General features: G+C 73.7%; 21 protein-coding genes and 1 tRNA gene. 17 read left to right on the forward strand and 5 right to left on the reverse strand.

Annotation, left to right across the window (positions count from 1 at the left end; all coding sequences use genetic code 11):
- Positions 1 to 167 precede the first annotated feature (167 nt).
- The 9 genes from Q7A36_RS14360 to Q7A36_RS14400 all read left to right on the forward strand — a co-directional run bounded on the left by Q7A36_RS14360 (position 168) and on the right by Q7A36_RS14400 (position 10,992).
- Complete coding sequence (locus Q7A36_RS14360) at positions 168 to 2,801, forward strand: AsmA family protein (protein ID WP_305104400.1); 2,634 nt, start codon at positions 168 to 170, stop codon at positions 2,799 to 2,801.
- 252 nt (positions 2,802 to 3,053) lie between these two features.
- Positions 3,054 to 3,767 (forward strand): ATP12 family chaperone protein, encoded by a 714-nt coding sequence (locus tag Q7A36_RS14365; RefSeq protein ID WP_305104401.1) that lies wholly within the window; start codon positions 3,054 to 3,056, stop codon positions 3,765 to 3,767.
- Positions 3,764 to 4,030, forward strand: a complete 267-nt coding sequence (locus tag Q7A36_RS14370; RefSeq protein ID WP_305104402.1) for an acylphosphatase — start codon at positions 3,764 to 3,766, stop codon at positions 4,028 to 4,030. Before Q7A36_RS14365 ends, Q7A36_RS14370 begins: the two co-directional genes overlap by 4 nt.
- A gap of 144 nt (positions 4,031 to 4,174) precedes the next feature.
- Positions 4,175 to 4,759: an S-(hydroxymethyl)glutathione synthase gene (gfa, locus tag Q7A36_RS14375; RefSeq protein WP_305104403.1), complete on the forward strand. Its 585-nt coding sequence runs from the start codon at positions 4,175 to 4,177 to the stop codon at positions 4,757 to 4,759.
- 197 nt (positions 4,760 to 4,956) lie between these two features.
- A complete protein-coding gene (locus tag Q7A36_RS14380) occupies positions 4,957 to 6,042 on the forward strand; it encodes a TRAP transporter substrate-binding protein (RefSeq protein WP_305104404.1) in 1,086 nt (361 codons plus the stop codon).
- Positions 6,043 to 6,209: 167 nt separating this feature from the next.
- The gene (locus Q7A36_RS14385) at positions 6,210 to 7,556 is read left to right on the forward strand and encodes a hypothetical protein (protein WP_305104405.1); all 1,347 of its coding nucleotides are present in this window, start codon (positions 6,210 to 6,212) and stop codon (positions 7,554 to 7,556) included.
- A gap of 312 nt (positions 7,557 to 7,868) precedes the next feature.
- Entirely contained in the window at positions 7,869 to 9,350 is a 1,482-nt protein-coding gene (locus Q7A36_RS14390; protein WP_305104406.1) for a DEAD/DEAH box helicase, read from the forward strand.
- Positions 9,351 to 9,506: 156 nt separating this feature from the next.
- A complete protein-coding gene (locus Q7A36_RS14395; RefSeq protein ID WP_305104407.1) occupies positions 9,507 to 10,472 on the forward strand; it encodes a Bug family tripartite tricarboxylate transporter substrate binding protein in 966 nt (321 codons plus the stop codon).
- Between the two features lie 241 nt (positions 10,473 to 10,713).
- Positions 10,714 to 10,992, forward strand: coding sequence for a hypothetical protein (locus Q7A36_RS14400; protein WP_305104408.1), 279 nt, complete (start codon positions 10,714 to 10,716; stop codon positions 10,990 to 10,992).
- A 49-nt stretch (positions 10,993 to 11,041) separates the two neighbouring features.
- On the opposite strand, the gene Q7A36_RS14405 is transcribed toward Q7A36_RS14400, so the two are convergent.
- The 3 genes from Q7A36_RS14405 to lipB all read right to left on the reverse strand — a co-directional run bounded on the left by Q7A36_RS14405 (position 11,042) and on the right by lipB (position 13,556).
- On the reverse strand, positions 11,042 to 12,184 hold the full coding sequence (locus Q7A36_RS14405; protein WP_305104409.1) for a FlgO family outer membrane protein: 1,143 nt from the start codon (positions 12,182 to 12,184) through the stop codon (positions 11,042 to 11,044).
- A 10-nt stretch (positions 12,185 to 12,194) separates the two neighbouring features.
- On the reverse strand, positions 12,195 to 12,791 hold the full coding sequence (locus Q7A36_RS14410; RefSeq protein WP_305104410.1) for a hypothetical protein: 597 nt from the start codon (positions 12,789 to 12,791) through the stop codon (positions 12,195 to 12,197).
- A gap of 93 nt (positions 12,792 to 12,884) precedes the next feature.
- Entirely contained in the window at positions 12,885 to 13,556 is a 672-nt protein-coding gene (gene lipB / locus Q7A36_RS14415) for a lipoyl(octanoyl) transferase LipB (protein WP_456306795.1), read from the reverse strand.
- Positions 13,557 to 13,585: 29 nt separating this feature from the next.
- On the opposite strand from lipB, the gene Q7A36_RS14420 reads away from it, so the two are divergent.
- The 4 genes from Q7A36_RS14420 to Q7A36_RS14435 all read left to right on the forward strand — a co-directional run bounded on the left by Q7A36_RS14420 (position 13,586) and on the right by Q7A36_RS14435 (position 17,145).
- Positions 13,586 to 13,671: transfer RNA gene (locus Q7A36_RS14420), tRNA-Leu, on the forward strand.
- Positions 13,672 to 13,886: 215 nt separating this feature from the next.
- The gene (locus tag Q7A36_RS14425; protein ID WP_305104412.1) at positions 13,887 to 15,752 is read left to right on the forward strand and encodes a tetratricopeptide repeat protein; all 1,866 of its coding nucleotides are present in this window, start codon (positions 13,887 to 13,889) and stop codon (positions 15,750 to 15,752) included.
- Positions 15,753 to 15,838: 86 nt separating this feature from the next.
- The gene (locus Q7A36_RS14430) at positions 15,839 to 16,681 is read left to right on the forward strand and encodes an alpha/beta fold hydrolase (RefSeq protein ID WP_305104413.1); all 843 of its coding nucleotides are present in this window, start codon (positions 15,839 to 15,841) and stop codon (positions 16,679 to 16,681) included.
- Positions 16,682 to 16,764: 83 nt separating this feature from the next.
- Positions 16,765 to 17,145: a YkvA family protein gene (locus Q7A36_RS14435; protein WP_305104414.1), complete on the forward strand. Its 381-nt coding sequence runs from the start codon at positions 16,765 to 16,767 to the stop codon at positions 17,143 to 17,145.
- A 16-nt stretch (positions 17,146 to 17,161) separates the two neighbouring features.
- On the opposite strand, the gene Q7A36_RS14440 is transcribed toward Q7A36_RS14435, so the two are convergent.
- Together Q7A36_RS14440 and denD are read right to left on the reverse strand one after the other, a co-directional pair.
- Positions 17,162 to 17,551 carry a RidA family protein gene (locus Q7A36_RS14440; RefSeq protein ID WP_305104415.1) on the reverse strand — a complete coding sequence of 130 codons (390 nt, stop codon included), beginning with the start codon at positions 17,549 to 17,551 and terminating at the stop codon, positions 17,162 to 17,164.
- A gap of 2 nt (positions 17,552 to 17,553) precedes the next feature.
- Complete coding sequence (gene denD, locus Q7A36_RS14445) at positions 17,554 to 18,540, reverse strand: D-erythronate dehydrogenase (RefSeq protein WP_305104416.1); 987 nt, start codon at positions 18,538 to 18,540, stop codon at positions 17,554 to 17,556.
- Between the two features lie 85 nt (positions 18,541 to 18,625).
- Between denD and Q7A36_RS14450 the strand changes: the two genes are divergently transcribed.
- The 4 genes from Q7A36_RS14450 (at position 18,626) to ugpB (ending at position 22,298) form a co-directional block, all read left to right on the forward strand.
- Complete coding sequence (locus Q7A36_RS14450; protein WP_305104417.1) at positions 18,626 to 19,789, forward strand: diaminopropionate ammonia-lyase; 1,164 nt, start codon at positions 18,626 to 18,628, stop codon at positions 19,787 to 19,789.
- Positions 19,790 to 19,844: 55 nt separating this feature from the next.
- Positions 19,845 to 20,096 (forward strand): hypothetical protein, encoded by a 252-nt coding sequence (locus Q7A36_RS14455; protein ID WP_305104418.1) that lies wholly within the window; start codon positions 19,845 to 19,847, stop codon positions 20,094 to 20,096.
- A gap of 223 nt (positions 20,097 to 20,319) precedes the next feature.
- Positions 20,320 to 20,640 carry a DUF2171 domain-containing protein gene (locus tag Q7A36_RS14460; protein ID WP_305104419.1) on the forward strand — a complete coding sequence of 107 codons (321 nt, stop codon included), beginning with the start codon at positions 20,320 to 20,322 and terminating at the stop codon, positions 20,638 to 20,640.
- Positions 20,641 to 20,960: 320 nt separating this feature from the next.
- A complete protein-coding gene (ugpB, locus tag Q7A36_RS14465; protein ID WP_305104420.1) occupies positions 20,961 to 22,298 on the forward strand; it encodes a sn-glycerol-3-phosphate ABC transporter substrate-binding protein UgpB in 1,338 nt (445 codons plus the stop codon).
- Positions 22,299 to 22,444 lie beyond the last annotated feature (146 nt).

Here is a 22,444-nt window from a genome sequence, read left to right on the forward strand (position 1 = left end):
GATGGCCGCGGGGCGGACAGGCCCGCGGGCGCGACCCTGCGCGCCGGAGAATCGGATGGGGTGGATCGGGCGGGGCGGAACGGCCCGGGCCGCCACACCATCCTGCAAACAATGACATGACCCGCCCTCGCCCTGGCCGGACAGGGCGAGGGCGATCGAGGGGACCCATGCCGCGCGAGACCGCCTTCCCCGAGCCGCTGCCCGAGCCGCCCGCCCCCCGTCGCCGCCGTCGCCGCTGGCCCTGGGTGGTCGGCGGCCTCGTCCTGCTCACGCTGCTGACGGCGGGGGTGGCGCTGGCGAGGCTCGACCTGAATGCCTGGAAGCCGCGCATCCAGGCGCTGGTGAAGGAGCGGACGGGGCGCGACCTGGTGCTCGCCGGGCCGATCGGCCTGAAGCCCTCCCTGGTGCCGACCGTGACGGTGGAGGATGTCGCCTTCGCCAACATGCCCGGCGGCAGCCGGCCGCAGATGGCGGTGGTGAAGCGGGCGGAGCTGGAACTCGCTCTGCTGCCGCTGCTGTCCCGCCACGTGGAGGTGCGGCGGCTGCGCCTGGTTGCGCCCGATATCCTGCTGGAGACGGATGCGCAGGGCCGGCCGAACTGGGTCTTCGGGTCGCCACCGGCTCCCGCGGCGCCGCCCGCCCAGGCCCCGGCGGCACCGCAGCCCGAATCCACCGGCGCGCCGCCTGCCATCGGCTTCGGCCGCATCACGGTGGAGCAGGGGCGGCTCACCTGGCGCGACGGGGCCAGCGGCGCGAGCCGCCTGCTGGAGGTGCCGCATCTGGAAGCCACCTCCGATGGGCCGGAGGGCATGGTGCATGCTGAGGGGCGGCTGGCGCTGGAGGGGGTGCCGATCACGCTGGCGCTGGAGACCGGCCCGCTCGCTGGCCTGACCGGCGCCGCGCCCGACCGGCCCTGGCCGATCCGCGGCACCGTGGAAGCCGCCGGCGCCCGTTTCGGGGTGGAGGCGACGCTCGCCCGCCCAGCGGAGCGGCGGGACTGGCAGGCGACCCTGACGGCCGATGTGCCGGATACCCGCACCCTGGTCCCGCTGCTGCCGGACCTTCCCATCCCGCCGCTGCAGGGCGTTCGGGCGCGCGTCGGCCTCGCCGCGGCCGGGCCGGGGCAGCCGGCGCTGACGGCGCTCGACCTCGCGATCGGTGCCTCGCCGCTCGACCCCCTGCTGCCCGGCCTGGCGCTCGCGCGCTTCCACGCCGCGCTGCCGGCGGCGGATGCACCGCTGGCACTGGACGGGGAGGGGAGCCTCAAGGGCGTGCCGCTGCGGCTCACGGGCACCACCCGTTCCCCCATGCCGCCACAGGGGCTGGCGGCGCCGCTGCCTCTCGACCTGACGCTCGGCCTCGGTGGCGGGACCGCGACGGTGAAGGGGACGATCGCCGACCCCGACCGCATGACCGGCGTGGACCTCGCCCTCGCCGCGGCGCTGCCGGACCTCGCGGCGCTGACACCGCTCGCCGGGCGGCCGCTGCCGCCGGCGCGGGACCTCCAAGCGCGGGCGCGGCTGAGCGAGCGGGGTGGCTACCGCTTCTCCGGCGGCGCCTTCCTGAAGCAGATCCAGGTCACCTCCTCGGCCGGCGACGTGGCGGGCGACCTGACCCTGGTGCGGGGCATGCGGCTGGGGGCGGTCGGAGCGCTGGCCTCGAAGCGGCTCGAACTCGACGCGCTGCTTCCCCCGCCGGCGCCGCAGGCCGCGCCGGCCGCGCCGACCGCGCCGGCGAAGAAGGACGGAAGGGTGATCCCCGACATGCCGCTGCCGCTCGAGCTGCTGCGGCTGACCGACAGCGACCTGCAGGTCTCGGTCGCGGAGCTGCACAGCGGCGGCACGGTGCTGCGGGACGTCGCGGGCCATGCCGTCATCGAGGACGGGCGCGGCCGCCTCGACCCGCTCGACCTCACCCTGCCCGGCGGGCGGGTGGCGATCCGCGCCGCGGGCGATGTCACCACCGCCCCGCCCACGCTGCAGGTCGCGGTGCGGTCGGACGGGCTCGAACTGGCGCCGCTGCTGGCGGCGCTGCACGCGCCGGGCGGCACCGCCGGGCGGGCCGAGGTCGATCTCGACCTGCGGGGGCAGGGGCGGGACCTCCGGGCGGTGGCGGCGACGGCGACCGGCCATCTCGGCCTGGCGCTGACCAATGGCCAAGTGGAGAGCGGCTCGGGCAGCCTGCTCGGCCGGGCGCTCGGCGAGCTGCGGCAGGCGATGCCCCAGCTCGGCGGCGCGGCGGAGGGGCGGATCGGCATCGCCTGCGCCGCCACCCGCTGGCGGGTCGAGGGCGGGATCGCCCATAGCGAGACGCTGCTGCTGGATGGCACGCTCGGCAAGGTCGGCGGCGGCGGCACCGCCAGCCTGCGGGACGAGACGCTGTCGATGCGCCTCAACCTCGACCTGCGGATCCCGGTGCCGGGCGTGAACCAGCTTCGCATCCGCGCGCCGGTCGCGCTGACCGGGACCTTCGCCGAGCCGCGGCCGGACTATCGCCAAGCGCTTGGCCGTGCCGCCGCCGGCGCGCTGGCCGAGGAGGTGCTGCGCGATCGCGGCGGGGTCGCCGGCGAGTTGCTGGGCGCGCTCGGCCAGGCGCGGCCGGAGCGCGACGCGCCGATCCCGGATTGCGGCCCGGCCCTGGCGGCGGCGCGCGGCGGGCGGGCGGGGCCGGTGCCGGCGAGCGCCGCGCCGGCGCCGCAGGCAGCACCCGCGGAGCGCTCGCAGAGCCTGCCGCACGACCTGCAGCGGGAGCTGCCGGGCGCCGCGCAGGACCTGCTGCGCGGGCTGCTGCGGGGGCGCTAGCCTCCGGTCGCAGGCACCCGCCGGCACCTCCGGCCCTGGTCGGTAGACGCGACGGAGGCGGGCGCGAGCCCCGCGCCGCCGGCGCCCGGCCCGGGTTCGTGGCGCGTCCGCCGCGGCCGGGCCAGGCCATGGGGTGGCATGCGGAACCTGCCGCCCACGCATCGCGCGCCCTCTGCTACAAGTGCCGCTCGCCAGGTCCCACCTTGTCGGGGCTGGCCGGTTGCCGGCCCCTTCTGCCCTCGGGAACACTGCATGAAGCGCTTCTGGGACACCGCCGCCGCCACTGCCGAGCCGGGCGGCTTCCGCGTGCTGCTGGATGGCCGGCCCGTCCGCCTGCCGGGCGGCACCCCGCTGCTGATCGAGACCCCCGCCCTCGCCGAGGCGATCGCCGCCGAATGGTCCGCCGCCGGCGGGGAGAGGGGCGGCGAGATGTCGCCTGCCGACATCCCCCTCACGCGCCTCGCCGGCACGGCGCAGGAGCGTATCGCGCCCGACCCCGCCCCGACCGTGGAGGGGCTGGCCCGCTATGCCGAGACCGACCTGCTCTGCTACCGCGCCGAGGACCGGCGCCTCGCCGCCATCCAGGCGGCGGAGTGGCAGCCGCTGCTCGACTGGGCGGCGCTGCAGCACGATGCGCCGCTCCGCGTCACCACCGGCCTGATGCCCATCGCGCAGGACCCGGCCGCGATCGCGGCGCTGCACCGTGCAGTCGCCGCCCGCTCGCCGCTCGAACTCACCGCCATGGGCGTGCTGGTGCCGGGCTATGGCAGCCTCGTCCTCGGCCTCGCGGTCGTGGAGGGGCGGCTGGACGCGGCGGAGGCGCATCGCCTCGCCATCCTCGACGAGACCTTCCAGGAGGAGTTCTGGGGCCTCGACGCCGAGGCCGCGGCGCGCCGCAAGCGCATCGCCGCCGAGGTGGCGATGGCCGGCCGCCTGCTCGACCTCGCCCGCGCGGCGGCGTCATGAGGGCGCGCCACCTGCTGATCAGCGGCCGGGTGCAGGGCGTCGGCTACCGCGACTGGATGGCGCGGGAGGCCGGGCGCCTCGGCCTCGCTGGCTGGGTGCGCAACCGCGCCGACGGCACGGTCGAGGCGGTGATCGCCGGCCCCGAGCCGGCGGTGGAGGCGCTGCTGACCCTGGTGCGCCGGGGCCCGCGCCTCGCGCGCGTCGATGCGGTGGAGGAGCGCTTCTGGGAGGAGGAGGTGGAGCCGGGCTTCCTGCGGCGGTAGCGCAACGGCGCTATCGCTTCGACCCGCACGGGCAGACTGCCGCTCTCGCTTGTGAACTTGGCGGGAGGCGCGCGCCGCCCGCGCCCGGCCATGCCACGCTGCCGCCCGCGGCGGCGTGCCGCCGCCGCGGGGAGGACACGCAAAATGCCCGAGAATGGCGAACTCCACCTGCATCCGCTGATCGACCACGGCATCCGCGCCGGCGCGCCCGGCTTCGCCGGCGGCACCCTGACCTGCCTCTGCGAGCGCGACCAGGTGAAGGTGCAGGTCGAAAGCAACGTCGCCCACAACCATGCCTGCGGCTGCACCAAGTGCTGGAAGCCGGAAGGCGCCGTCTTTTCCGTCGTCGCCGTGGTGCCGCGGGACAAGCTGCGCGTGACGGCGCATGCCGAGAAGCTGGAGGTGGTCGACCCCGCCGCCGCCATCCAGCGGCATGCCTGCCGAAGCTGCGGCGTGCACCTGTTCGGCCGCATCGAGAACCAGGCACATCCCTTCTACGGCCTCGATTTCATCCATCCGGAGCTCTTCGCCGAGCACGGCGCGGCGGCGCCGGAATTCGCCGCCTTCGTCTCCTCCGTCATCGAGAGCGGGGTGAAGCCCGACCGCATGCCGGCGATCCGCGCGCGGCTGAAGCAGATCGGGCTCGAGCCCTATGACTGCCTGTCGCCGCCGCTGATGGACGCGATCGCCACGCACCAGGCGAAGCGGATGGGCACGCTGGCGGCGTAGCGCGCGGCGGAGACCTGGGATCCGGGGGGCCTTGCCCCCCCGGGCCCCCCACCAGGCCCGGAGCCGGGCCTGGACCGGCCCGAGTCGGCAGGCTGCGCCGCGTGTCACGGAAAATGTTTGCACCGCGAAGTGCCGGCCGCGCATGCTCCCGCCCGCCGCCCGAAGAGCGGCGGCCAACAGGACAGGGAGCGAACGTCATGCAACGTCGCGGCATCCTGGGCGCCGCCCTCGCGGCAGCCCCGGCGGGCCTCGCCATGCCCGCCCTCGCGCAGACCCAGAACCCCGAGATCCGCTGGCGGCTGGCCAGCAGCTTCCCCAAGAACCTCGACATCCTCTATGGCGGCTCGGAATACCTGGCGAAGCGCGTCGCGCAGATGACCGACAACCGCTTCCAGATCCGCTGCTTCGCGGCCGGGGAGATCGTCCCCGCCCTGCAGGTGCTGGACGGGCTGCAGAGCGCGACGGTCGAATGCGGCCAGACCGCGAGCCTCTACTACGTCGGCAAGGACCCGACCTTCGCCGCCTTCACCGCCATCCCCTTCGGGATGAACATGCGCCAGATGAGCGCCTGGCTGCGCCATGGCGGCGGCAACGAACTCGCGGCCGAGCTCTACCGCGACTACAACGTCATCGGCATCCCCTTCGGCGATACCGGTACGCAGATGGGCGGCTGGTTCAGGAAGGAGATCCGCAGCCTCGAGGACTTGAGCGGCCTGAAGTTCCGCATCTCCGGCTTCGCCGGGCACCTCTTCGCAAAGCTCGGCGCCGCGCCGACCCAGATCGCGGGGCCGGACATCTACCCGAGCCTCGAGCGCGGGACGATCGACGCGGCGGAGTGGATCGGGCCCTATGACGACGAGAAGCTCGGCTTCGCGCGCATCGCCAAGTACTACTACGCCCCGGGCTTCTGGGAGGGATCCTCCCGCGGGGTCTTCATGGCGAACCAGCGGGCCTGGGAGAGCCTGCCCGACCACTACCGGCATGCGCTCGAGGTCGCCTGCGGCGAGGCGACGATGGAGATGAGCGCGCGCTACGACACGGAGAACCCGAAGGCGCTGCGCCGGCTGGTGGCGAGCGGCGCCACGCTGAGGGCCTGGCCGCGGGAGATCCTGCAGGCGGCCTGGCGCGCCTCGGGCGAGCTGTACGAGGAGACGGCGGCGCAGAACCCGCGCTTCCGGCGGATGTGGACGAGCTACAAGGCCTTCCGGGACGAGCAGTTCCAGTGGTTCCGGATCGCGGAGAACTCTTACGAGAACTTCGCCTTCGTGGCGGCGGCGAAGTAGGGCGCGCGGGGAGGGCGGCACGGACCATCGGTCGAGCGGAGGCCGCGCCGCCCGGTTGAATCGTCCCGTAACGGAGTCCTGCATCTACGTGGCGGCAGCGAAAGGGACGCCGTGGCTAGACTGGCGCCGCGCCGGCTTCGGACCTCCCGGCGAAGGGGAACGTCACGATGGCGCGCAAGACCCGTCACCTCCTCGCCGCCGGCCTCCTCGCCGCCGGGCTGCAACTTTCACCGGCGGCGGCGCAGGTGCCGGGCTTCCCCTATTGCGCCTGGTGGGTGGAGACGACCGCGACGACGGCCAATATAGCCTTCCCCGACAGCAGTGCCGCCTATTGGACCACGCCCTTCCAGGTCACCTCCGATCTGCGGTCGATCACCGTTCGCGGCACCTATCCGGAGACGCGGTATTTCTCGCTCAACGTCTATACCAATGGCGGGGCTTCCTATAGCTGCGGCGGGGTGGCTTCGGGCCTGGCGGATTTCCGCATCGCGCCCGATCCGGGCAGCACCAATCCCTTCCAGCAGCAGGCAGCGGCGGGCGGCGGCTATACCGTGACCCTCGCGCCCGGGGCAGCCGGCACGGCGAACCGAATCCCGTTCTACGATCCCGCCGCCTGCACGCCGGCCCCGGCCAGCGGTCCGATCCCCGAGGATGTGGGCTTCCTCATCCTGCGGGCCTACCTGCCGCAGGGCGGCTTCGGCGCGGTGCCGCTGCCGGAGATCACGCTCGACTATGCCGATGGCCACACGGTGACTCTGCCGCGCTGCGGCGGCGCGGCGCCAGATGCCGCCGCCCTGCCGCCGGGCTGGCAACGCCGGGTGCGGGCGCTGCCGGCGGGGGAGGCGCCGGCGCAACTCTCGGCCGGCAGCCAGCCCTGCGGCCGCCCCGGCGGCGCGGCCTGCCCGCCCTCGCTGACCTTCTTCCGTCCGACCGAGAGCGCTACCGGCGGGCTCTTCCCCAATGTGGACAACAAGTATGTCGGCGCCCTGGTGCAGCCGGCGCCGGGCCGGCTGGTGCTGGTCCGCGGCCAGGCACCCAGCTTCCCGCCGGGCAGGCAGGCGCTGCCCTGGAACCCCTCGGCGACGCAGCTCCGCTACTGGTCGCTCTGCAGCAATGTCTATCGCCGGCCCTGGCCGGTCGTGGTGGATGAGGTGGACGGGCAGGAGATCCTTGGCTGCGCCGCCGATCTCGACACCAGGCTGGATGCGGAGGGGCGCTACACCTATGTGGTCAGCTATCCCGGCGACCGGCCGACGGAGGCGGCGCTGGCGGCGGCAGGGGCGACCTGGCTGCCCTTCTCGACCGAGCAGCCCCTGGCGCGCCACCTGCTGATCCTGCGGAACATGCTGGGCGACGGCTTCCCGCAATCCGTGCAGAACTGCGCCGCCGGCGCCGATCCGGCCAGCATCGCCGCCTGTGCCGCCAGCATGGGCCCCTACTACCCGCAGGCAACGACCTGCCGCGCCGCGGTCTTCGAGCGCGGCGGCCTGGCCGCCTGCCTGCGCGACGAATAAGGGGCCTCGAGGCGTCCAGCGGCCCTGCGGTCCTCGGCGCCGAGGCGCGGCCCCCGCCGGCGTCCCTTGCTTTCGCACCTGCGAAGGCGCATATAGCAACCGCTGGCGCCTCGACGTGCCAGCGGTGCCCGGCCGCGTGAGCGGCCCGCGGATGCGGCGGAAAGCCCCCGCGGAGAAAGCCGAACTGCCGGCGCACGCGACGAATTCCCACCGGACCGGCCCAGCCACGCGGGGTCTCCACCTGAAACCCGCGGCGCGCCGTCCCGAGACTCGGGCCGCGTCCGGCGCCGCACGACCGGAAGTACCGCTACCTTGACCCAGTTCAACGAACTCGGCCTCGCCGCGCCCCTGCTGCGCGCGCTCGACGAGGCCGGCTACACCACGCCCACCCCCATCCAGGCCAAGGCCATCCCCACGGTGCTCGAGGGGCGGGACCTGCTCGGCATCGCCCAGACCGGCACCGGCAAGACCGCGGCCTTCTCGCTGCCCATCCTGCACCGCCTGAACGCCAAGGGCGGCCGGCCGCCGCGCGGCGGCTGCCGCGCCCTCATCCTGTCGCCCACGCGGGAGCTGTCCTCGCAGATCGCCGACAGCATCCGGACCTATGGCGCGCATCTTGGCCTCTCGGTCGCGGTGGTCTTCGGCGGCGTGCCGCACGGGCCGCAGCGCCGGGCGCTGAGCCAGGGCGTCGACATCCTCGTCGCCACGCCGGGCCGGCTGCAGGACCACCTGGACCAGGGCACCGCGCGGCTCGACCGCGTGGAGGTGCTGGTGCTGGATGAGGCCGACCAGATGCTGGACAAGGGCTTCCTGCCCGCGATCCGCCGCCTGGTGAAGGCGCTGCCCAGCCAGCGCCAGACGCTGTTCTTCTCGGCCACCATGCCGCAGGAGATCGGCCGCCTGGCCGCCGAACTGCTGAACGACCCCGCGCGGGTCGAGGTCGCGCCGGTGGCGACGACGGCCGAGCGCGTGGCGCAGCGCGTCATCCACCTCGAGCAGGGGAACAAGCGCCGCATCCTGGCCGATCTCCTGCGCGGGGAGGGCGTGGGCCGCGCGCTGGTCTTCAGCCGCACCAAGCACGGCGCCGACCGGGTGGTGAAGCAGCTCGACCAGGACGGCCTCTCGGCGAACGCCATCCACGGCAACAAGAGCCAGGGGCAGCGTGAGCGTGCGCTCGCCGCCTTCAAGGACGGCACGGCGCCGATCCTGGTCGCCACCGACATCGCGGCCCGCGGCATCGATGTGGATGGCGTCACGCATGTCGTGCAGTACGACCTGCCGGAGGTGCCGGAGACCTATGTCCACCGCATCGGCCGCACCGCCCGCGCGGGCGCCTCGGGCGAGGCGGTGGCGCTGGTCGCGGCCGACGACCTGGAGAAGCTCTGGGCGGTCGAGAAGCTGATCCGCCAGGTCATCCCGGCCGAGGACATGCGCGAGGACAAGACGCGCTCGCTCGCCAAGCCCGGCCTGCTGCAGCGGCAGGGCGCGCAGGGCGCGAAGACCGGCGGGCGCGGGCAGGGCAGGGGCCATGGCAATGGCCGCGGCCAGCCCGGCGCGCATGGCGGGCAGCGGCAGGGCCAGGGCGGGCGCCCGCAGGGCGAGGGGCATCGGCCGCCGCAGGGCCAGTCCGCCCGGCCGCAGCAGCCGAAGGCCGCGCCGCAGGGCCAGGGGCAAACGCCGGGCGGCGACGCCACCCGCCGCCGCCCGCAGGAAGGCAGCCGGCGCGACCGCGAGGCTTTCCGCAGCGGCGACTTCCGCGACAACGCCCCGGCCTTCCTGACCCGCGGGCGCTAAACCCGCGGGCGCTAAACCCGCGGGCGCTGACCTGGGCAGGGCGCGGCTGGAGTGGCCGCGCCCGGTTGAACCTGGCGCGGAGGCGCCGGGGCGCACATGGTGCGGAAACGCCCGGACATGCATGGTGCGGCCACCGAACGTCACGGAGGATTCGCCATGCGCCGCCGCACCCTGCTCGCCGCCCCGGCCCTGCTGTCCACGCCCGCCCAGGCGCAGGCCTGGCCCGAGCGCCCCGTTACCATGGTCGTCCCCTTCGCCCCGGGTGGCACGCCGGACATCGCCGCCCGGCTGGTCGCGCCGAGGATGTCGCAGCGCCTCGGCCAGCCGGTGGTGGTGGAGAACCGCGCCGGCGCCGGCTCGACCATCGGAACGCGGAGCGTCATCCAGGCGCGGCCGGATGGGCAGACGGTGCTGATGGGCAGCATCAGCTTCATGATGGCGCCGCTCACCCTCGACCCGCCGCCCTTCGACAGCGCCGCCTCGCTCCGCGTCGTCTCGCTGCTCGGCACCGTGCCCTATGTGCTGATCGTCCGCGCCGATGCGCCGCCCAAGGATCTCGCGGGCTTCCATCGCTGGGTCGCGGAGAATCCGGGCAAGCTGAACTACGGCTCGGCCGGCAGCGGCACGCCGCTGCATCTTGGCGGGGCGATCTATGGGCTGTTGACGGGCACCGACCTCGTGCACATCGCCTATCGCGGCAGCGGCCCGGCGATCGCCGACCTGCTGGCCGGCCAGGTGCAGATGGTCTTCGCCGACCTGCCCGCCGCGGCGCCGCATATCCAGTCCGGCGCGGTGCGGCTGCTGGCCTCGGCGGTGCAGCACCGGCTGCCAGGCTACCCGCAGGTCCCGACCATGGCGGAGAGCGACAAGCGGCTTGCCGAATACGACATCTATAGCTGGGCCATGCTGGTCTCGCCGAAGGCGACACCGGACCTGCCGGTGCGGCGCCTGCACGAGGCGCTGGCCGAGGCCGGCCGCGCGCCGGAGCTGCAGCCGCGCTTCGCCGATCTCGGCTTCGACATCGTGCTGAACAGCCCGGAAGAGGGCGATGCCCTGCTGGCGCGGGAGCAGGCGAAATGGGCGAGCCTGATCAAGCGGGCCGGCGTCAAGGCGGATTTCTGAGGCGCGGCCGGCGAGGCGGAGGCCGGCATCGTTGCAGGATCGCGATTCTCTTCAGGCGGTGGTCGAGGCCGTCGTCCCGGATGACCCATGGGGCAGGGGCCGCGAATTGGCACGGTTGGTCACGGGCTGCGGTGCCGGGACATGCCGGGAGGGGCCCCCATTCGCCGCTCGCCCGACAGCGCCCTGCAACCGGTTCGGAGGCAGGCGGCGAACCCTGGCGTTGCCGCTGCGTTGCGCCGCCATGCGCGAAACCATCCTCGAGAAGGCGGGCGACCGCCGCGTGATGCGCACCGACGATGCCGGGACGGTGCTGCTGGACGCGACCGACCATGTCGCGGCCGAGCACGGAACCGACATGCATGACGTGTTGCTGGCCGAGTTGCAGGACGAGGGCTGGGAGGTCGCGGCGGACCGCGACCGCGCCCCGCCCGGCAGACCGGCCAAGCCGCCCCCGCAGGTCGCGGGGGACAGTGGCGCTCCGGGCCTCAAGGCGACGGAGAACGACGCCGTCTCGAGCTGACCAACGGTCGGCGGCGCTGCAGCGGCAGAGGCGGGAGGCGGTCTATGTCTCATAGGCGAGGCCGCAACTCGGGCAGGGTGAGCAGGATCAGCCGTGCCTGCTGACGCTCGGCTTCCTGCGCCGACATGCCTGTTGGCAGGCGGCTGAGCACGGCCAGTGCGGCCGACAGCGTGAACGTGTCGCCCTTCGAAGCGTCGTCCGACTTCAACTGCATCGAAAGAATGGCGCGAGCCCCCGGCGGGAGCGGTCGGAATGTGGCCCTCGGCAAATAGCCGCTGGAGATCAGGCAGCCATGTTGGTTGTTTGGATGCATCAAAACGCTTTCTAGTGTCCGCCCGCACACCGGTACGCCCGTGACCTGCTTCGCGGCGTAAACCCCGCCGTCGTTATCAAGAAGTGATGGTGCCGGTCCAACGGCGGCTAGGGCGACGGCGGATTCAGTAATATTCTCTATTTCTAATAAAAGCTGCACCTCCTGCCCGTTCCGCCGCAGGCTGCGGACGCAGGCGCGCAGGCTTTCCTGCTCCTCGCAGGGCTCGCCCGGGGACAGGGCCGGTCGCGGCGCCGCGGAGGCGCCCGCGCCCAGGGCCGCTGCGCTCGCCGGCGCTCGGCCGACGGCCTCGGAGAGGCAGTTGGGACCGCGCCGGGAATCCTGCCGCAGCAGCTCCGTCAGCTCCCCCGTCCGCGGGATGGACACGGCCGCCGCCGCCACCGTCTCACCCGTATCGATTTCGACGAGCCGCGCATTCACCCGCACCCGGTCGCCGATGACGGCATAGGTCCCGACCACCAGCGCGCCGATGCCGAGGAGCCCGCCGACGCGGCGGCGCTGCTCCGGGTCGGTCATGAACTCGTTCAGCCGGTTCTGCGCGACGATGGTCTCGAGCTGCTGCCGCTCGACGAGGCGCGGCCGCGGCTGCACGGCGCCGATCATCGTCGTGGTGAGCTCGTCCACGACGAAGACCGACAGGACGGGGCAGGACTGGTCGGCACCCGGGAAGGGCATGACCGACAGGGCCGGACGCTGCGCCGCCGGCAGCCCGGCCAGCAGGGCCTGCGCCAGGCTCTGCAGCCCGGATTCCAGCGAGCCGGACATCTGCTGGGACTGCGCCTGCGCCGGGGCGGCCGCGCCGGCGGCCCAGAGACCCGCCGCGCAGACCAGGCTGCGCCATCCTGAGCGCCGTTGCGGCATGCGTCCTCCGTCAGTTCGATTGCAGTGTCTCGGCGAGCCGGCGGCCGAGCAGATCGGCCGCTGCCTGGCGCGCCCGCTCGGTGGCCTCCGCCGGCGTGGCGCCGAGGCCGCGTGCCTCGCGCTGCACGACGGCCAGCGGATGCGCCTCGTCGTCGCCGGCCAGGATGCGCGCCTCGAGCAGGATGCGCGCGCCGAAGGGCATGGGCGCGCCGGCCGGAGCCGGCTCGACCGCCTCGAAGCGTGGCGGGGAGATTGCGACGATGCTGCGGGCGTGGTCGGCCTGGGCGGTGACCTGGACGCCTTCCAGTTCCAAGGTCCGGCGGAGCCGCGCGGCCAGCCAGGCGGCCTCCGGCGCATGGCCCTCCCTGACATAGGTTCCGACTCCCGCCCCGGGCCGCAGGGGAGCCGGCAGGGCTGCACTGGCCGCCGGCGGCTCCGCGCGCCCGGCCAGCCGGTCATGGAGACGCGAGGCGAGGTCGAGGAGGTCGCCGACCGAGGCGAGGAGTCCGACCAGCGCGACAGCCACCGCGCCGAGGCCGCCGATCCAGGCGGCGAGGCGGCCGAAGGGCGCCGATTTCTCATGCGAAGGACTGTTATTCTCTGACATTAAATGGACACTACGCGCAGTCCGGCGCTGCCGGCCACCGAGGGCGCGATGCCACACAGCAATGTGGCGGCCGTCGCTCCGGTGCGCGCGCCGCTACCCGAACACCTCCCCCCAGGCCGCCATCAGCGCCGCATCCGCCTCCTCCATCGTCGCCAGGACGCCGAGGCGATGCAGGCTCGTCACCCCGTGCTGGCTGATCCCGCAGGGGACGATGCCGCCGAAATGGCTGAGGTCCGGGTCGACGTTCAGGGCGATGCCGTGCCAGGTCACCCAGCGCGTGACGCGCACGCCGATGGCGCCGATCTTGTCCTCCGTCCCGCGCGCCTTGTCCTCCACCCAGATCCCGACGCGCCCCTCGCGCCGCTCGCCCCGGATGTTGAAGCGCCAGAGGGCGCGGATCACCCATTCCTCCAGGCCCTGGACGTAGCGCCGCACGTCCCGCCCGCGCCGGGACAGGTCGAGCATGACATAAGCCGTCCGCTGCCCCGGCCCGTGATAGGTCCATTGCCCGCCGCGCCCGGCCTGGAAGACCGGGAAGCGCGGATCCAGCAGGTCGCCCGCGCCGGCCGAGGTCCCGGCCGTATAGGTCGGCGGATGCTCGACGCACCAGACGAGTTCCCCGGCCTCGCCGGCGCGGATGGCGGCGACGCGCGCCTCCATGGCGGCCAATGCCTCGGGATAGGGGGTCAGCCCCTCCGCCACGCGGAATTCCGGCCGCGCGAGTGCCGTTCCGGTGAGACCCACCGTTGCCCCCGCTTCGCTCATCCGCTATACGCCCCGCCTCGCCCGGTTATGCGGTCGTGGCGGAATGGTAGACGCGCCAGCTTGAGGTGCTGGTGGGGGAAACCCCGTGGAAGTTCGAATCTTCTCGACCGCACCATCCTCATCCCCGGCCTGTCCAGAACCCTCCGACGCACGGTCCCGAGCCGGATCGCGTCGTCGTCTGGCTGCGCTGTAGCCCAGCCGCAGGGGGCCGGCCACCGTGTCCGGCATCCGCCATCCCCCGCCATTCATAAACCGGTCCGCCGGCGCGGCTTGAATCCTGGCGGCACCGGCCTGCATCCGCCGGGCCATGGCCGAGCACCGGGACGACGGATGACGGACACCCATGCGCCGCTGCTGCAGCAGGCGGCCGCCTTCCACCACCAGGGCCAGCTCGCCGAGGCGGAGCGGCTCTACAAGCGCATCCTGAACCGCCAGCCCCAGCATTTCGGCGCCCTCTACCTCTCCGGCGTGCTGGCGCTGCAGAAGGGCCGCGCAGCGCGCGCGGCCGAGGCGATCGGCAAGGCCATCCGGCTCAATCCCGGCGTCGCCGATGCGCACAGCAATCTCGGGACGGCGCTGCGCGCCCTCGGCCGGCCGCAGGAGGCGCTGGCGAGCTACGACCGCGCCGTCGCGCTCGATCCCGCCTATGCCGAGGCGCATGCCAACCGCGCCGCCGCCCTGCTCGACCTGGGGCGGCGGGAGGAGGCGCTCGCCGCCTATGACCGCGCCCTGGCGCTGCGCCCCGACCAGCCCGAGGCGGAGGTGGGCCGCAGCCGCGTCCTGCTCCTGCTCGGTCGTGCCGCCGAGGCGCTGGCCGCGGCCGGGCGCGCGCTCGCCCTCGATCCCGGCCTGGCCGAGGCGGAAGCCGATCGCGGGAATGCCCTGCACGCCCTCGGCCGGCTCGACGAGGCGCTGGCCAGCTTCGACCGGGCGATCTCGCTGCGTCCCGGCGATGCGGGGGCGCATGCCAATCGCGGCGTCGTCCTGGCCGGGCTCGGCCGCCGCGCGGAGGCGCTCGCGAGCTACGAGCAGGCCATCGCCCTCGAGGCCGGGCATGCCGAGGCGCATGCGAACCGGGCCAATCTGCTGGCCGATCTCGGCCGCCCGGCCGAAGCGCTGGCGGCCTATGACCGCGCCCTCGCGCTGCAGCCGGGTCATGCCGGAACCCTTTGCAATCGCGGCATCGCGCTCGCCGATGCCGGCCGGCATGCCGAGGCGGTCGCGGCTTTCGATCGCGCCATCGCCGCCGATCCGGAGCATGTCGACGCGCAGTGGAACCGCAGCCTCAGCCTGCTGGTCCTCGGCCGGCTGGAGGAGGGCTGGCAGGGCTTCGAAGCGCGCAAGCGCCAGCTTGCGGCGCGGACCGGGCAAGACGTGGCGCGGGAGTGGCGCGGCGAGCCGATCGCCGGCCGCCGCCTGTTCCTGGATTGGGAACAGGGCCTCGGCGACACCATCCAGTTCTGCCGCTACGCGCGGCTGGCGCGGGCGGCCGGCGCCGAGGTGATCCTCTCGGTCCAGGCGCCGCTGCTGCGCCTGCTGCGGCAATTCGAGCCGGAGATCCGGGTGGTCGGGGAACGCGAGGTGCCGGAGCGCTTCGACACGCGCTGCTCGCTGATGAGCCTGCCGCTCGCCTTCGGCACCGGGCTCGGCAGCATCCCGGCGGCGCCTGCCTATCTCGCCGCCGATCCGGCGCTGCGGGCGGCCTGGGCGGCGCGCCTCCCGCCCGCGGGCCGGCCGCGGATCGGCCTGGTCTGGCGCGGCAACCCCGGGCACCGGAACGACCGCAACCGCTCCATGCCGCTCCCGGCCCTGCTGCCCCTGCTCCGCGAGGAGGCCGCATGGATCGGCCTGCAGCGGGACCTCGCCGCCGGCGAGGCGGAGGTGCTGCGCGAGGCGGGCCTGACCTCCCTGCTCGGCGACGCCTTCGCCGATTTCGCCGACACCGCCGCCGTGGTGGACCAGCTTGATCTCGTGATCACGGTCGATACCAGCGTAGCGCATCTCGCCGCGGCCCTGGGCCGGCCCACCTGGATCGTGCTGCCGCGCAATCCCGACTGGCGCTGGCTGCTCGATCGCGCCGACAGTCCCTGGTATCCCAGCGTCCGGCTCTTCCGGCAGCGGGAGGCCGGCGACTGGTCCGGCCCCGTCGAAACGATGCGGCAGGCGCTCCGCCAGGGCCCGCGGCCGCACGCCTGAGCCCCGCCGCCGCCGGCCGCGCTATCGCCACCCTCGTCCACCGGCTGCTAGCCTTTCCGCCGGAACGTCCGGAAGGAAGCAAGGCCATGCCTGTGACGCAGGTCCGTGGGGTCAGGCTCGTCTACGAGATCCTCGGCGGGAGCGGCCCGCTCGTCACCATCTCGCCCGGCGGGCGGCGCGGCCTCGCCTCCGACCGCGCGCTCGGCCTGCTGCTGGCCGAGGCCGGTTTCCGTGCCCTGGTCTACGACCGCCGCAACACCGGCGCTGCCGACATCGCGCTCGAAGGCGACAGCGAGAGCCACGAGCAGGCCGAGGACCTGCTGGCGCTGCTGCGCGCGCTGGGCGAGGCGCCGGCCTATGTCGCGGGCTGCTCCTCCGGCGCCCGCCTCTCCCTGCTGCTGGCGCTGCAGCACCCCGAGGCGGTGAAGGGCCTGCTGCTCTGGCGGGTGACGGGCGGCGCCTATGCGGCGAAGCGCCTCGCCTTCAACTACTACGAGCAGTACCTGGAGGCGGTGGCGAAGGGCGGCATCGGGGCGGTCTGCGAGACCGAGCATTTTTCCGCCCTGATCAAGGCGAACCCGGGCAACCGGGCGCGGCTGGAGGCCATGGGCGCCGAGGCCTTCGCGGCGCAGATGCGGCGCTGGCTCGCCGGCTTCCACGAGGGCTCCGGATACCCGGTGGCGGGGCTTTCGCCGGATGACCTCAGGCGGATCGCGGCGCCGGCGGTGCTGGTCGCGGGCAATGACCGGGTGCATCCGGCCGAGGGCGCCCAATCGGCGCATCGCCTGATGCCGAACGCGACCTACCGGGAGGTGCTGACCACGCCGGTCGATCTCGACGTCGATTTCGCGGGCTGGGAGGCGGCGACGCCGCGCCTCGCCGCTGTCTTCATCGACTTCCTGCGCGGGCAGGAGGCGCGGCGGGGCTGACCGCGCCGTCCCGCGCCGCCATGTGGCTGGCGTGAGTCCAGGGCAGGGCAGGGGCGCGGCGGGCCCTGGTTGGATGGGACGAAATGCTGACGAAGCTGAAGGGCTGGGCGCGGGCGATCCGGCGGGACGTGCATGCGCTCTGGATCGCCGCGCGCGACCCGCGCACGCCCTGGGCGGCGCGGGCGCTCGCGCTCAGCATCGCGGCCTATGCGCTCTCGCCCGTCGACCTGATCCCCGACTTCATCCCGGTGCTCGGCCTGCTGGACGAGGCGGTGCTGCTGCCGCTCGCCATCCTGCTGGTGATCCGGCTGATCCCCGGGCCGCTGATGGCGGAGTACCGCGCGGCCGCCGCTGCGGCGGAGAGCAGGCCGAGCAGCCGGGCGGGGGCGGCCGTCATCGTCCTGCTCTGGCTGGCCGCGGCCGCGCTGCTGCTCTGGTGGCTGTGGCCCGGGGCGGCCGGGTAGCGGCCAGCCTCGCCGCCTATAGCGCGACGACGAGGTCGATCTCGACCAGCGCGCCGACCGCGAGCGCGGTGACGCCGACGCAGGTCCGCGCCGGCAGGCCGCCGGGCGGGAAGCTCGCCTCCCAGACCGAATTCATGGCGGCGTAGTCGCGCTCGAACTGCGTGAGGTAGACGCGCGCGAAGACCGTCCGCTCCCACTCGCCGCCGCAGCCCTCCAGCACCGTCTGCAGGTTGGCGACGACCTGCCGGGTCTGCGCCTCGATTCCGCCCTCCACCAGGTGCATGCCGCCGCCCGGCAGCGTCGGCATCTGGCCGGTGACGAAGAGGAAATCGCCCGCCCGCACCGCATGGCTGAAGGGCGCGACGCGCTGCGGCGCCTCGGGCAGCAGGAAGCGGGCGATCTCCATCCTCAGAGGCCGCGCTCGGCGCGGGTCGCCGCCAAGTCGTCCTCGATGAAGGCCTGCACGATCTCCTCCAGACTCTCCTGCTCGGAGAAGCCGAACAGCCGCCGCGCCCGCTCCGCCGTGAAGCTCGCCGGCCAGGTGCCGACGATCGCCTCGATGGCCGGGTCGGGCGCGTGCCGCACCCTCGCCCGCGCCGCTGGCCCGGCGACCTCGGCAAGCGCGCTCAGCATCTTGCCGACCGTCGCGCTCCGCCCCGGCGGGTTGATGCCGCGGTCGAGGCCGAGCGGGCCGGTGTCCATGGTCATGGCGTGCAGGAACCACTCGACTGCCCGGCGCGGCGAGCAGATCCAGACCGCGAAATCCTCCGGCACCGGCAGCTCGGTCTCGAGGCCGAGCAGCGGCTCGCGCAGGATGGCGCTGACGAAGCTCGAGGCCGCCTTGTTCGGCCGGCCCGGGCGGATGATGACCGTCGGCAGCCGGATGTTCACCGCGTCGAGGAACCCCTTGCGGGAGGCGTCCTGCAGCAGCAGCTCGCCGATCGCCTTCTCCGCGCCGTAGCTGTTGCCCGGCAATTGCCGGGCATCGTCCTCCAGCCGCGCATCCTGCCCGCCGGAGAAGCTGGCGACCGAGGAGGTGAAGACCACCCGTGGGGGCGCGGGGAGCGCCCGGCAGGCCTGCAGCACCGCCAGCGTGCCGTGCAGGTTCACCGTGAGGCCGAGGTCGAAATCCGCCTCCGCCTGGGCCGAGACCACGGCGGCAAGGTGCACCACCACATCGGTGCCGGCGGGGATGGCGGCCTTCACCGCCTCCGGATCGGCGATGTTGCCGCCGAGGCAGCGGACGGGGAAGGGGGCGGGCAGGGAGGCCGGCGCCTGCAGGTCGAACAGCGTCAGGCCGGTGACCGGCTGGCCGCCCAGGGTGCCCTCCTGCGCCAGGCGCTGCGCCAGCTTGCGGCCGAGGAACCCTCCGCCGCCCAGGATCGTGATCTGCATGGCGTCCTCCCTTGTCGCGCCGCGGCGCCCGCCCTCATGTCGCGCCTTGGCAGGCGGCGTGCAAGCGGCGCATGGTCCCGCCGCCATGCCCATCCCGCGCCGCTCCTACCGCCTGCTCCTCAACCGCCATCTCGGCACGCCCGGGGTGATCGTCCTGCCGGAAGGCGGCTTCCGCCGGGCGAGAGCGGAGATCGCCTCCTGGCCCGGCCATGCGCCGACGCCGCTGGTCGAGCTGCCCGAGGTCGCGCAGGCGGCGCGGGTGGCGGCGATCCACTGGAAGGACGAGGGCGGGCGCTTCGGCCTCGGCAGCTTCAAGGCGCTGGGCGGGGCCTATGCGGTGATGAAGCTGCTGCAGGCGGAACTCGCCCGGCGCGGGGTCGCCAATGCCGCGACCTCCGCCGAACTGGCGGAGGGCAAGTACAAGGAGGCCGCGCAGGGCATCACCGTGACCTGCGCCACCGACGGCAATCATGGCCGCAGCGTCGCCTGGGGCGCCCAGCGCTTCGGCTGCCGCTGCGTGATCTTCGTGCATGAAGGCGTCAGCCAGGGCCGGCGCGACGCCATCGCCAAATACGGCGCCGAGATCCGGGTGGTGCCCGGCACCTATGACGAGGCGGTGCGCGCGGCGCAGAAGACCGCCGAGGCGGAGGGCTGGTTCGTCGTCTCCGACACTTCCTATGCCGGCTATACCGAGATCCCCCGCGACGTCATGCAGGGCTACCGGCTGATGGCCGAGGAAGCCGCCGAGGCGCTGCCGCGGCCGCCGGCCCATGTCTTCATCCAGGGCGGCGTCGGCGGCGTCGCCGCCGCGGTCTCCGTCCAGATGCGCGCCCGCTACGGCGCCGAGGCGCCGAAGCTGGTGGTGGTGGAGCCGGAGAAGGCCGCCTGCCTGCTTGCGAGCGCCGAGGCCGGCCGGCCCATGGCGATCGAGGGCGAGCTGGATACGCTGATGGCCGGCCTCGCCTGCGGCGAGCCGAGCCTGCTGGCCTGGCAGGAGCTGGAGCGCGCCGCTTTCGCCTTCATGGCCGTGCCGGATGCCGCGGCGGTGGACTGCATGAGGCTGCTGGCGAAGCGCACGCCGCGGCTGGAGGCCGGGGAGAGCGCGGTCGCCGGCCTCGCCGGCCTGCTGCTGGCGGCGCGCGACCCCTTCGGCCGCGCCGCGCTGGGGCTGGAGGAGGGGAGCCGCGTGCTGCTCTTCGGCACCGAGGGCGCGACCGACCCGGAGCTCTATGCCAAGCTGACCGCCTGAACCCCGCCGCGCCTGCCCCGTTGGCCCTTCCCACGCATCAGGAAGGACGGCAGGCATGGCGGAGCAGGAGAGGCAGCGCATCCAGACCGACGAGGCCGACAGCCGCGAGGGCGCCGGCGGCCTCGGCACGCCGCGCAAGCCGGGGGAGGTGCCGAAGCACGGCACCACGCGGCGCTTCGAGGAGGGCGGCCCGGCCGATCGCTGGGACCCCGATACCACCAGCGACGGCGCCATGGGCGGTGGTGGCGCGGGCGGCGCTGGCGGGGTGACGGGCGGCGCGAGCGGCCGCACCAACAATCCGGACTGACGCGGCCCGAGGACCGGCGCGCCGAAGGGCGCGGAGGTTTGGATCGGCCCGCCTGCCATGCAGGGTTGGGCGGCCGGGGTCCCGGCCGCTGCCGACCTGCGTCGCGCGCCCCAGGGCTTGCCATGTCGGCCGGCAGACGCCCGCGGAACGGCGGCGGCGCGCCTGCATCCGCGCGGCTGCCCGGCCGTTGCTGGGCGTGCCACCCCCGGCAGGAGTCCCCCGCATGAAGGCAACCCGCGAGTCCATCCGCGAGCACATGGAGGTCGTCGGCGCCGATGGCGGCCATGTCGGTACCGTGGATAAGGTCGATGGCGACCGCATCAAGCTGACCCGCACGGATCGCGGCGCCGGCGGCCAGCACCACTGGCTCCCGCTCTCCATGGCCGCCGATATCGAGGGCGACCTGCTCCGCCTGACCGTCCCGCTCGACCGCGTCGCCGGATACTGGGAGAACGAGCAGGGCTTCCGCGGCCCGATCGAGAGCGACGATGCCGAGACCCAGGGCATGGGCGAGGCGCTGAAGGGCCAGGACCCGCAGCGCTAGTCCTTTCGAGGCTGGCCATCGCCCAGCCAGTTTGGCCAGCCCGGTCGCCCGTGTGAACGGGCGTGCTTTGCGCCAGGGCAGGCCTGCGTGCCCCGGCCCGGACAGGTTGCGGGCAAGCCGTTCGATCGGACGGATGCCTCCGGTTCATGCCCGGGCGCGAAACGCGCGGCATGTGCCGGGGCACCGGGCCGCGCAGCCCGCCCCCTTGCGCGCAGGCGGCCGCCTCCCCTTCATTGTTCTGCCGCAATTCCGTCACATGGCCATAACAAGGCGCCGCTACCTGCCGGCGCACCGCAGAACGATCGGGGAGACCACGCCACATGCAGCGCCGCACCCTCCTGGCGGGCACCGCCGCCCTTGGCCTCGCCGCGCCCGCCAGCCTCCAGGCCCAGGGCACGGGCCGCACCACCATCGAGTTCTGGTACGGCCTCTCCGGCCCGCTGGCCGAGCGCGTGATGGAGCAGGTGAAGCGCTTCAACGACAGCCAGCAGCGCTTCACTGTCAATGCCAGCTACAAGGGCAGCTACATCGACACCATGACCGGCGCCATCGCCGCCTGGCGCGCCGGCAACCCGCCGCACATCGTCCAGGTCTTCGAGGTCGGCACCGCCACCATGATGGCCGCCGGCCCGGCGATCCGCCCGGTGCATCAGTTGCTCTCGGAGTCGGGCGTCGAGCTCGACCCGAAGCGCTACATCGCCGGCGTGCGCGGCTACTACTCCGACACGCAGGGGCGGCTGATCTCCATGCCGCACAACTCCTCCTCCGCCATCATGTGGCTGAACCTCGATGCCTTCCAGAAGGCAGGGCTGCCGACCGACGAGTTGCCGCGCACCTGGAAGCAGGTCCGCGCCGCGGCGGAGAGGATCAAGGCGGCGAATGCCGCGCCGGCCGCGATCACCACGACCTGGCCGACCTGGATCATGCTCGAGCAGATGGCGGCCATCCACGACGTGCCCTTCGCCACCCGGGCGAACGGCTTCGAGGGGATGAACGCCGAGCTCCAGCTCACCTCGCCCTTCTTCCAGAAGCAGGTGGACTTCCTGCTCGGCCTGCAGAAGGACGGGCTGTTCCGCTATGGCGGCCGCGACAATGCCGGCGACCCGCTCTTCCCCGCGGGCGAGGTGGCGATCAGCTTCAACTCCGCCGGCAACCGCTCCCGCGTGGAGCGGGAAGCGAAGTTCAAGTGGATCTCCACGCCGCTGCCCTACCATGACGACGTCATCCAGCAGCCGAGGAATGGCGTCATCGGCGGCGCCAGCCTCTGGGTGCTGACGGCGCGCAACCGCGCGGCGGAGGAATACCGCGGCGTCGCCGAGTTCTTCCGCTTCATCTCCGAGGTCGACCAGGACCTGTGGTGGCACAAGTCCACCGGCTACGTGCCGCTGACGAATGCCGCCTACGAGAAGGCGAAGGCCGAGGGCTATTACCAGCAGAATCCCGGCGCCGATGCCGCGGTGCGCCAGCTCTCGCGCGCCGAGCCGACGCCGAACAGCATGGGCTTCCGCCTCGGCGGCTTCGTCGAGATCCGCAACGTGATCCAGGAGGAGCTGGAGAAGGCGCTGCAGGGCCAGCAGACCGCAGCTCAGGCGCTGGAGGCGGCGAACCGGCGCGGCAATGTGGTGCTGCGCAACTTCGAGCGGGCGAACCGGGCCTGAGCAGCCGGGGAGGGCGCCGGGATCCCCAGTCCCTCCCGCCCAGGGCCTGCTGCCGGGCCGCGGATGCCGGGATTCCGCAGCCCGGCGGCAGGCGCGCAGGGTTGGTATGGCGGCTGCGCGCCAAAGTTCACCGCATGCCGGCCGGC

The organism is Paracraurococcus lichenis (assembly GCF_030657435.1).
In the GTDB taxonomy this organism is placed as follows: Bacteria; Pseudomonadota; Alphaproteobacteria; order Acetobacterales; family Acetobacteraceae; genus Paracraurococcus; species Paracraurococcus lichenis.

Excerpts from the sequence above, each read along its gene's own strand:
- Q7A36_RS14405 (WP_305104409.1), bottom strand. The coding sequence starts at position 12,184 with ATGCCGCAACGGCGCTCAGGATGGCGCAGCCTGGTCTGCGCGGCGGGT.
- Q7A36_RS14460 (WP_305104419.1), top strand. The coding sequence starts at position 20,320 with ATGAAGGCAACCCGCGAGTCCATCCGCGAGCACATGGAGGTCGTCGGC.
- Q7A36_RS14450 (WP_305104417.1), top strand. The coding sequence starts at position 18,626 with ATGCCCATCCCGCGCCGCTCCTACCGCCTGCTCCTCAACCGCCATCTC.
- Q7A36_RS14425 (WP_305104412.1), top strand. The coding sequence starts at position 13,887 with ATGACGGACACCCATGCGCCGCTGCTGCAGCAGGCGGCCGCCTTCCAC.
- denD (WP_305104416.1), bottom strand. The coding sequence starts at position 18,540 with ATGCAGATCACGATCCTGGGCGGCGGAGGGTTCCTCGGCCGCAAGCTG.
- Q7A36_RS14395 (WP_305104407.1), top strand. The coding sequence starts at position 9,507 with ATGCGCCGCCGCACCCTGCTCGCCGCCCCGGCCCTGCTGTCCACGCCC.
- ugpB (WP_305104420.1), top strand. The coding sequence starts at position 20,961 with ATGCAGCGCCGCACCCTCCTGGCGGGCACCGCCGCCCTTGGCCTCGCC.
- gfa (WP_305104403.1), top strand. The coding sequence starts at position 4,175 with ATGCCCGAGAATGGCGAACTCCACCTGCATCCGCTGATCGACCACGGC.
- Q7A36_RS14410 (WP_305104410.1), bottom strand. The coding sequence starts at position 12,791 with ATGTCAGAGAATAACAGTCCTTCGCATGAGAAATCGGCGCCCTTCGGC.
- Q7A36_RS14435 (WP_305104414.1), top strand. The coding sequence starts at position 16,765 with ATGCTGACGAAGCTGAAGGGCTGGGCGCGGGCGATCCGGCGGGACGTG.
- Q7A36_RS14440 (WP_305104415.1), bottom strand. The coding sequence starts at position 17,551 with ATGGAGATCGCCCGCTTCCTGCTGCCCGAGGCGCCGCAGCGCGTCGCG.
- Q7A36_RS14400 (WP_305104408.1), top strand. The coding sequence starts at position 10,714 with ATGCGCGAAACCATCCTCGAGAAGGCGGGCGACCGCCGCGTGATGCGC.
- Q7A36_RS14455 (WP_305104418.1), top strand. The coding sequence starts at position 19,845 with ATGGCGGAGCAGGAGAGGCAGCGCATCCAGACCGACGAGGCCGACAGC.
- Q7A36_RS14365 (WP_305104401.1), top strand. The coding sequence starts at position 3,054 with ATGAAGCGCTTCTGGGACACCGCCGCCGCCACTGCCGAGCCGGGCGGC.
- Q7A36_RS14360 (WP_305104400.1), top strand. The coding sequence starts at position 168 with ATGCCGCGCGAGACCGCCTTCCCCGAGCCGCTGCCCGAGCCGCCCGCC.
- Q7A36_RS14380 (WP_305104404.1), top strand. The coding sequence starts at position 4,957 with ATGCAACGTCGCGGCATCCTGGGCGCCGCCCTCGCGGCAGCCCCGGCG.
- lipB (WP_456306795.1), bottom strand. The coding sequence starts at position 13,556 with ATGAGCGAAGCGGGGGCAACGGTGGGTCTCACCGGAACGGCACTCGCG.
- Q7A36_RS14370 (WP_305104402.1), top strand. The coding sequence starts at position 3,764 with ATGAGGGCGCGCCACCTGCTGATCAGCGGCCGGGTGCAGGGCGTCGGC.
- Q7A36_RS14430 (WP_305104413.1), top strand. The coding sequence starts at position 15,839 with ATGCCTGTGACGCAGGTCCGTGGGGTCAGGCTCGTCTACGAGATCCTC.
- Q7A36_RS14385 (WP_305104405.1), top strand. The coding sequence starts at position 6,210 with ATGGCGCGCAAGACCCGTCACCTCCTCGCCGCCGGCCTCCTCGCCGCC.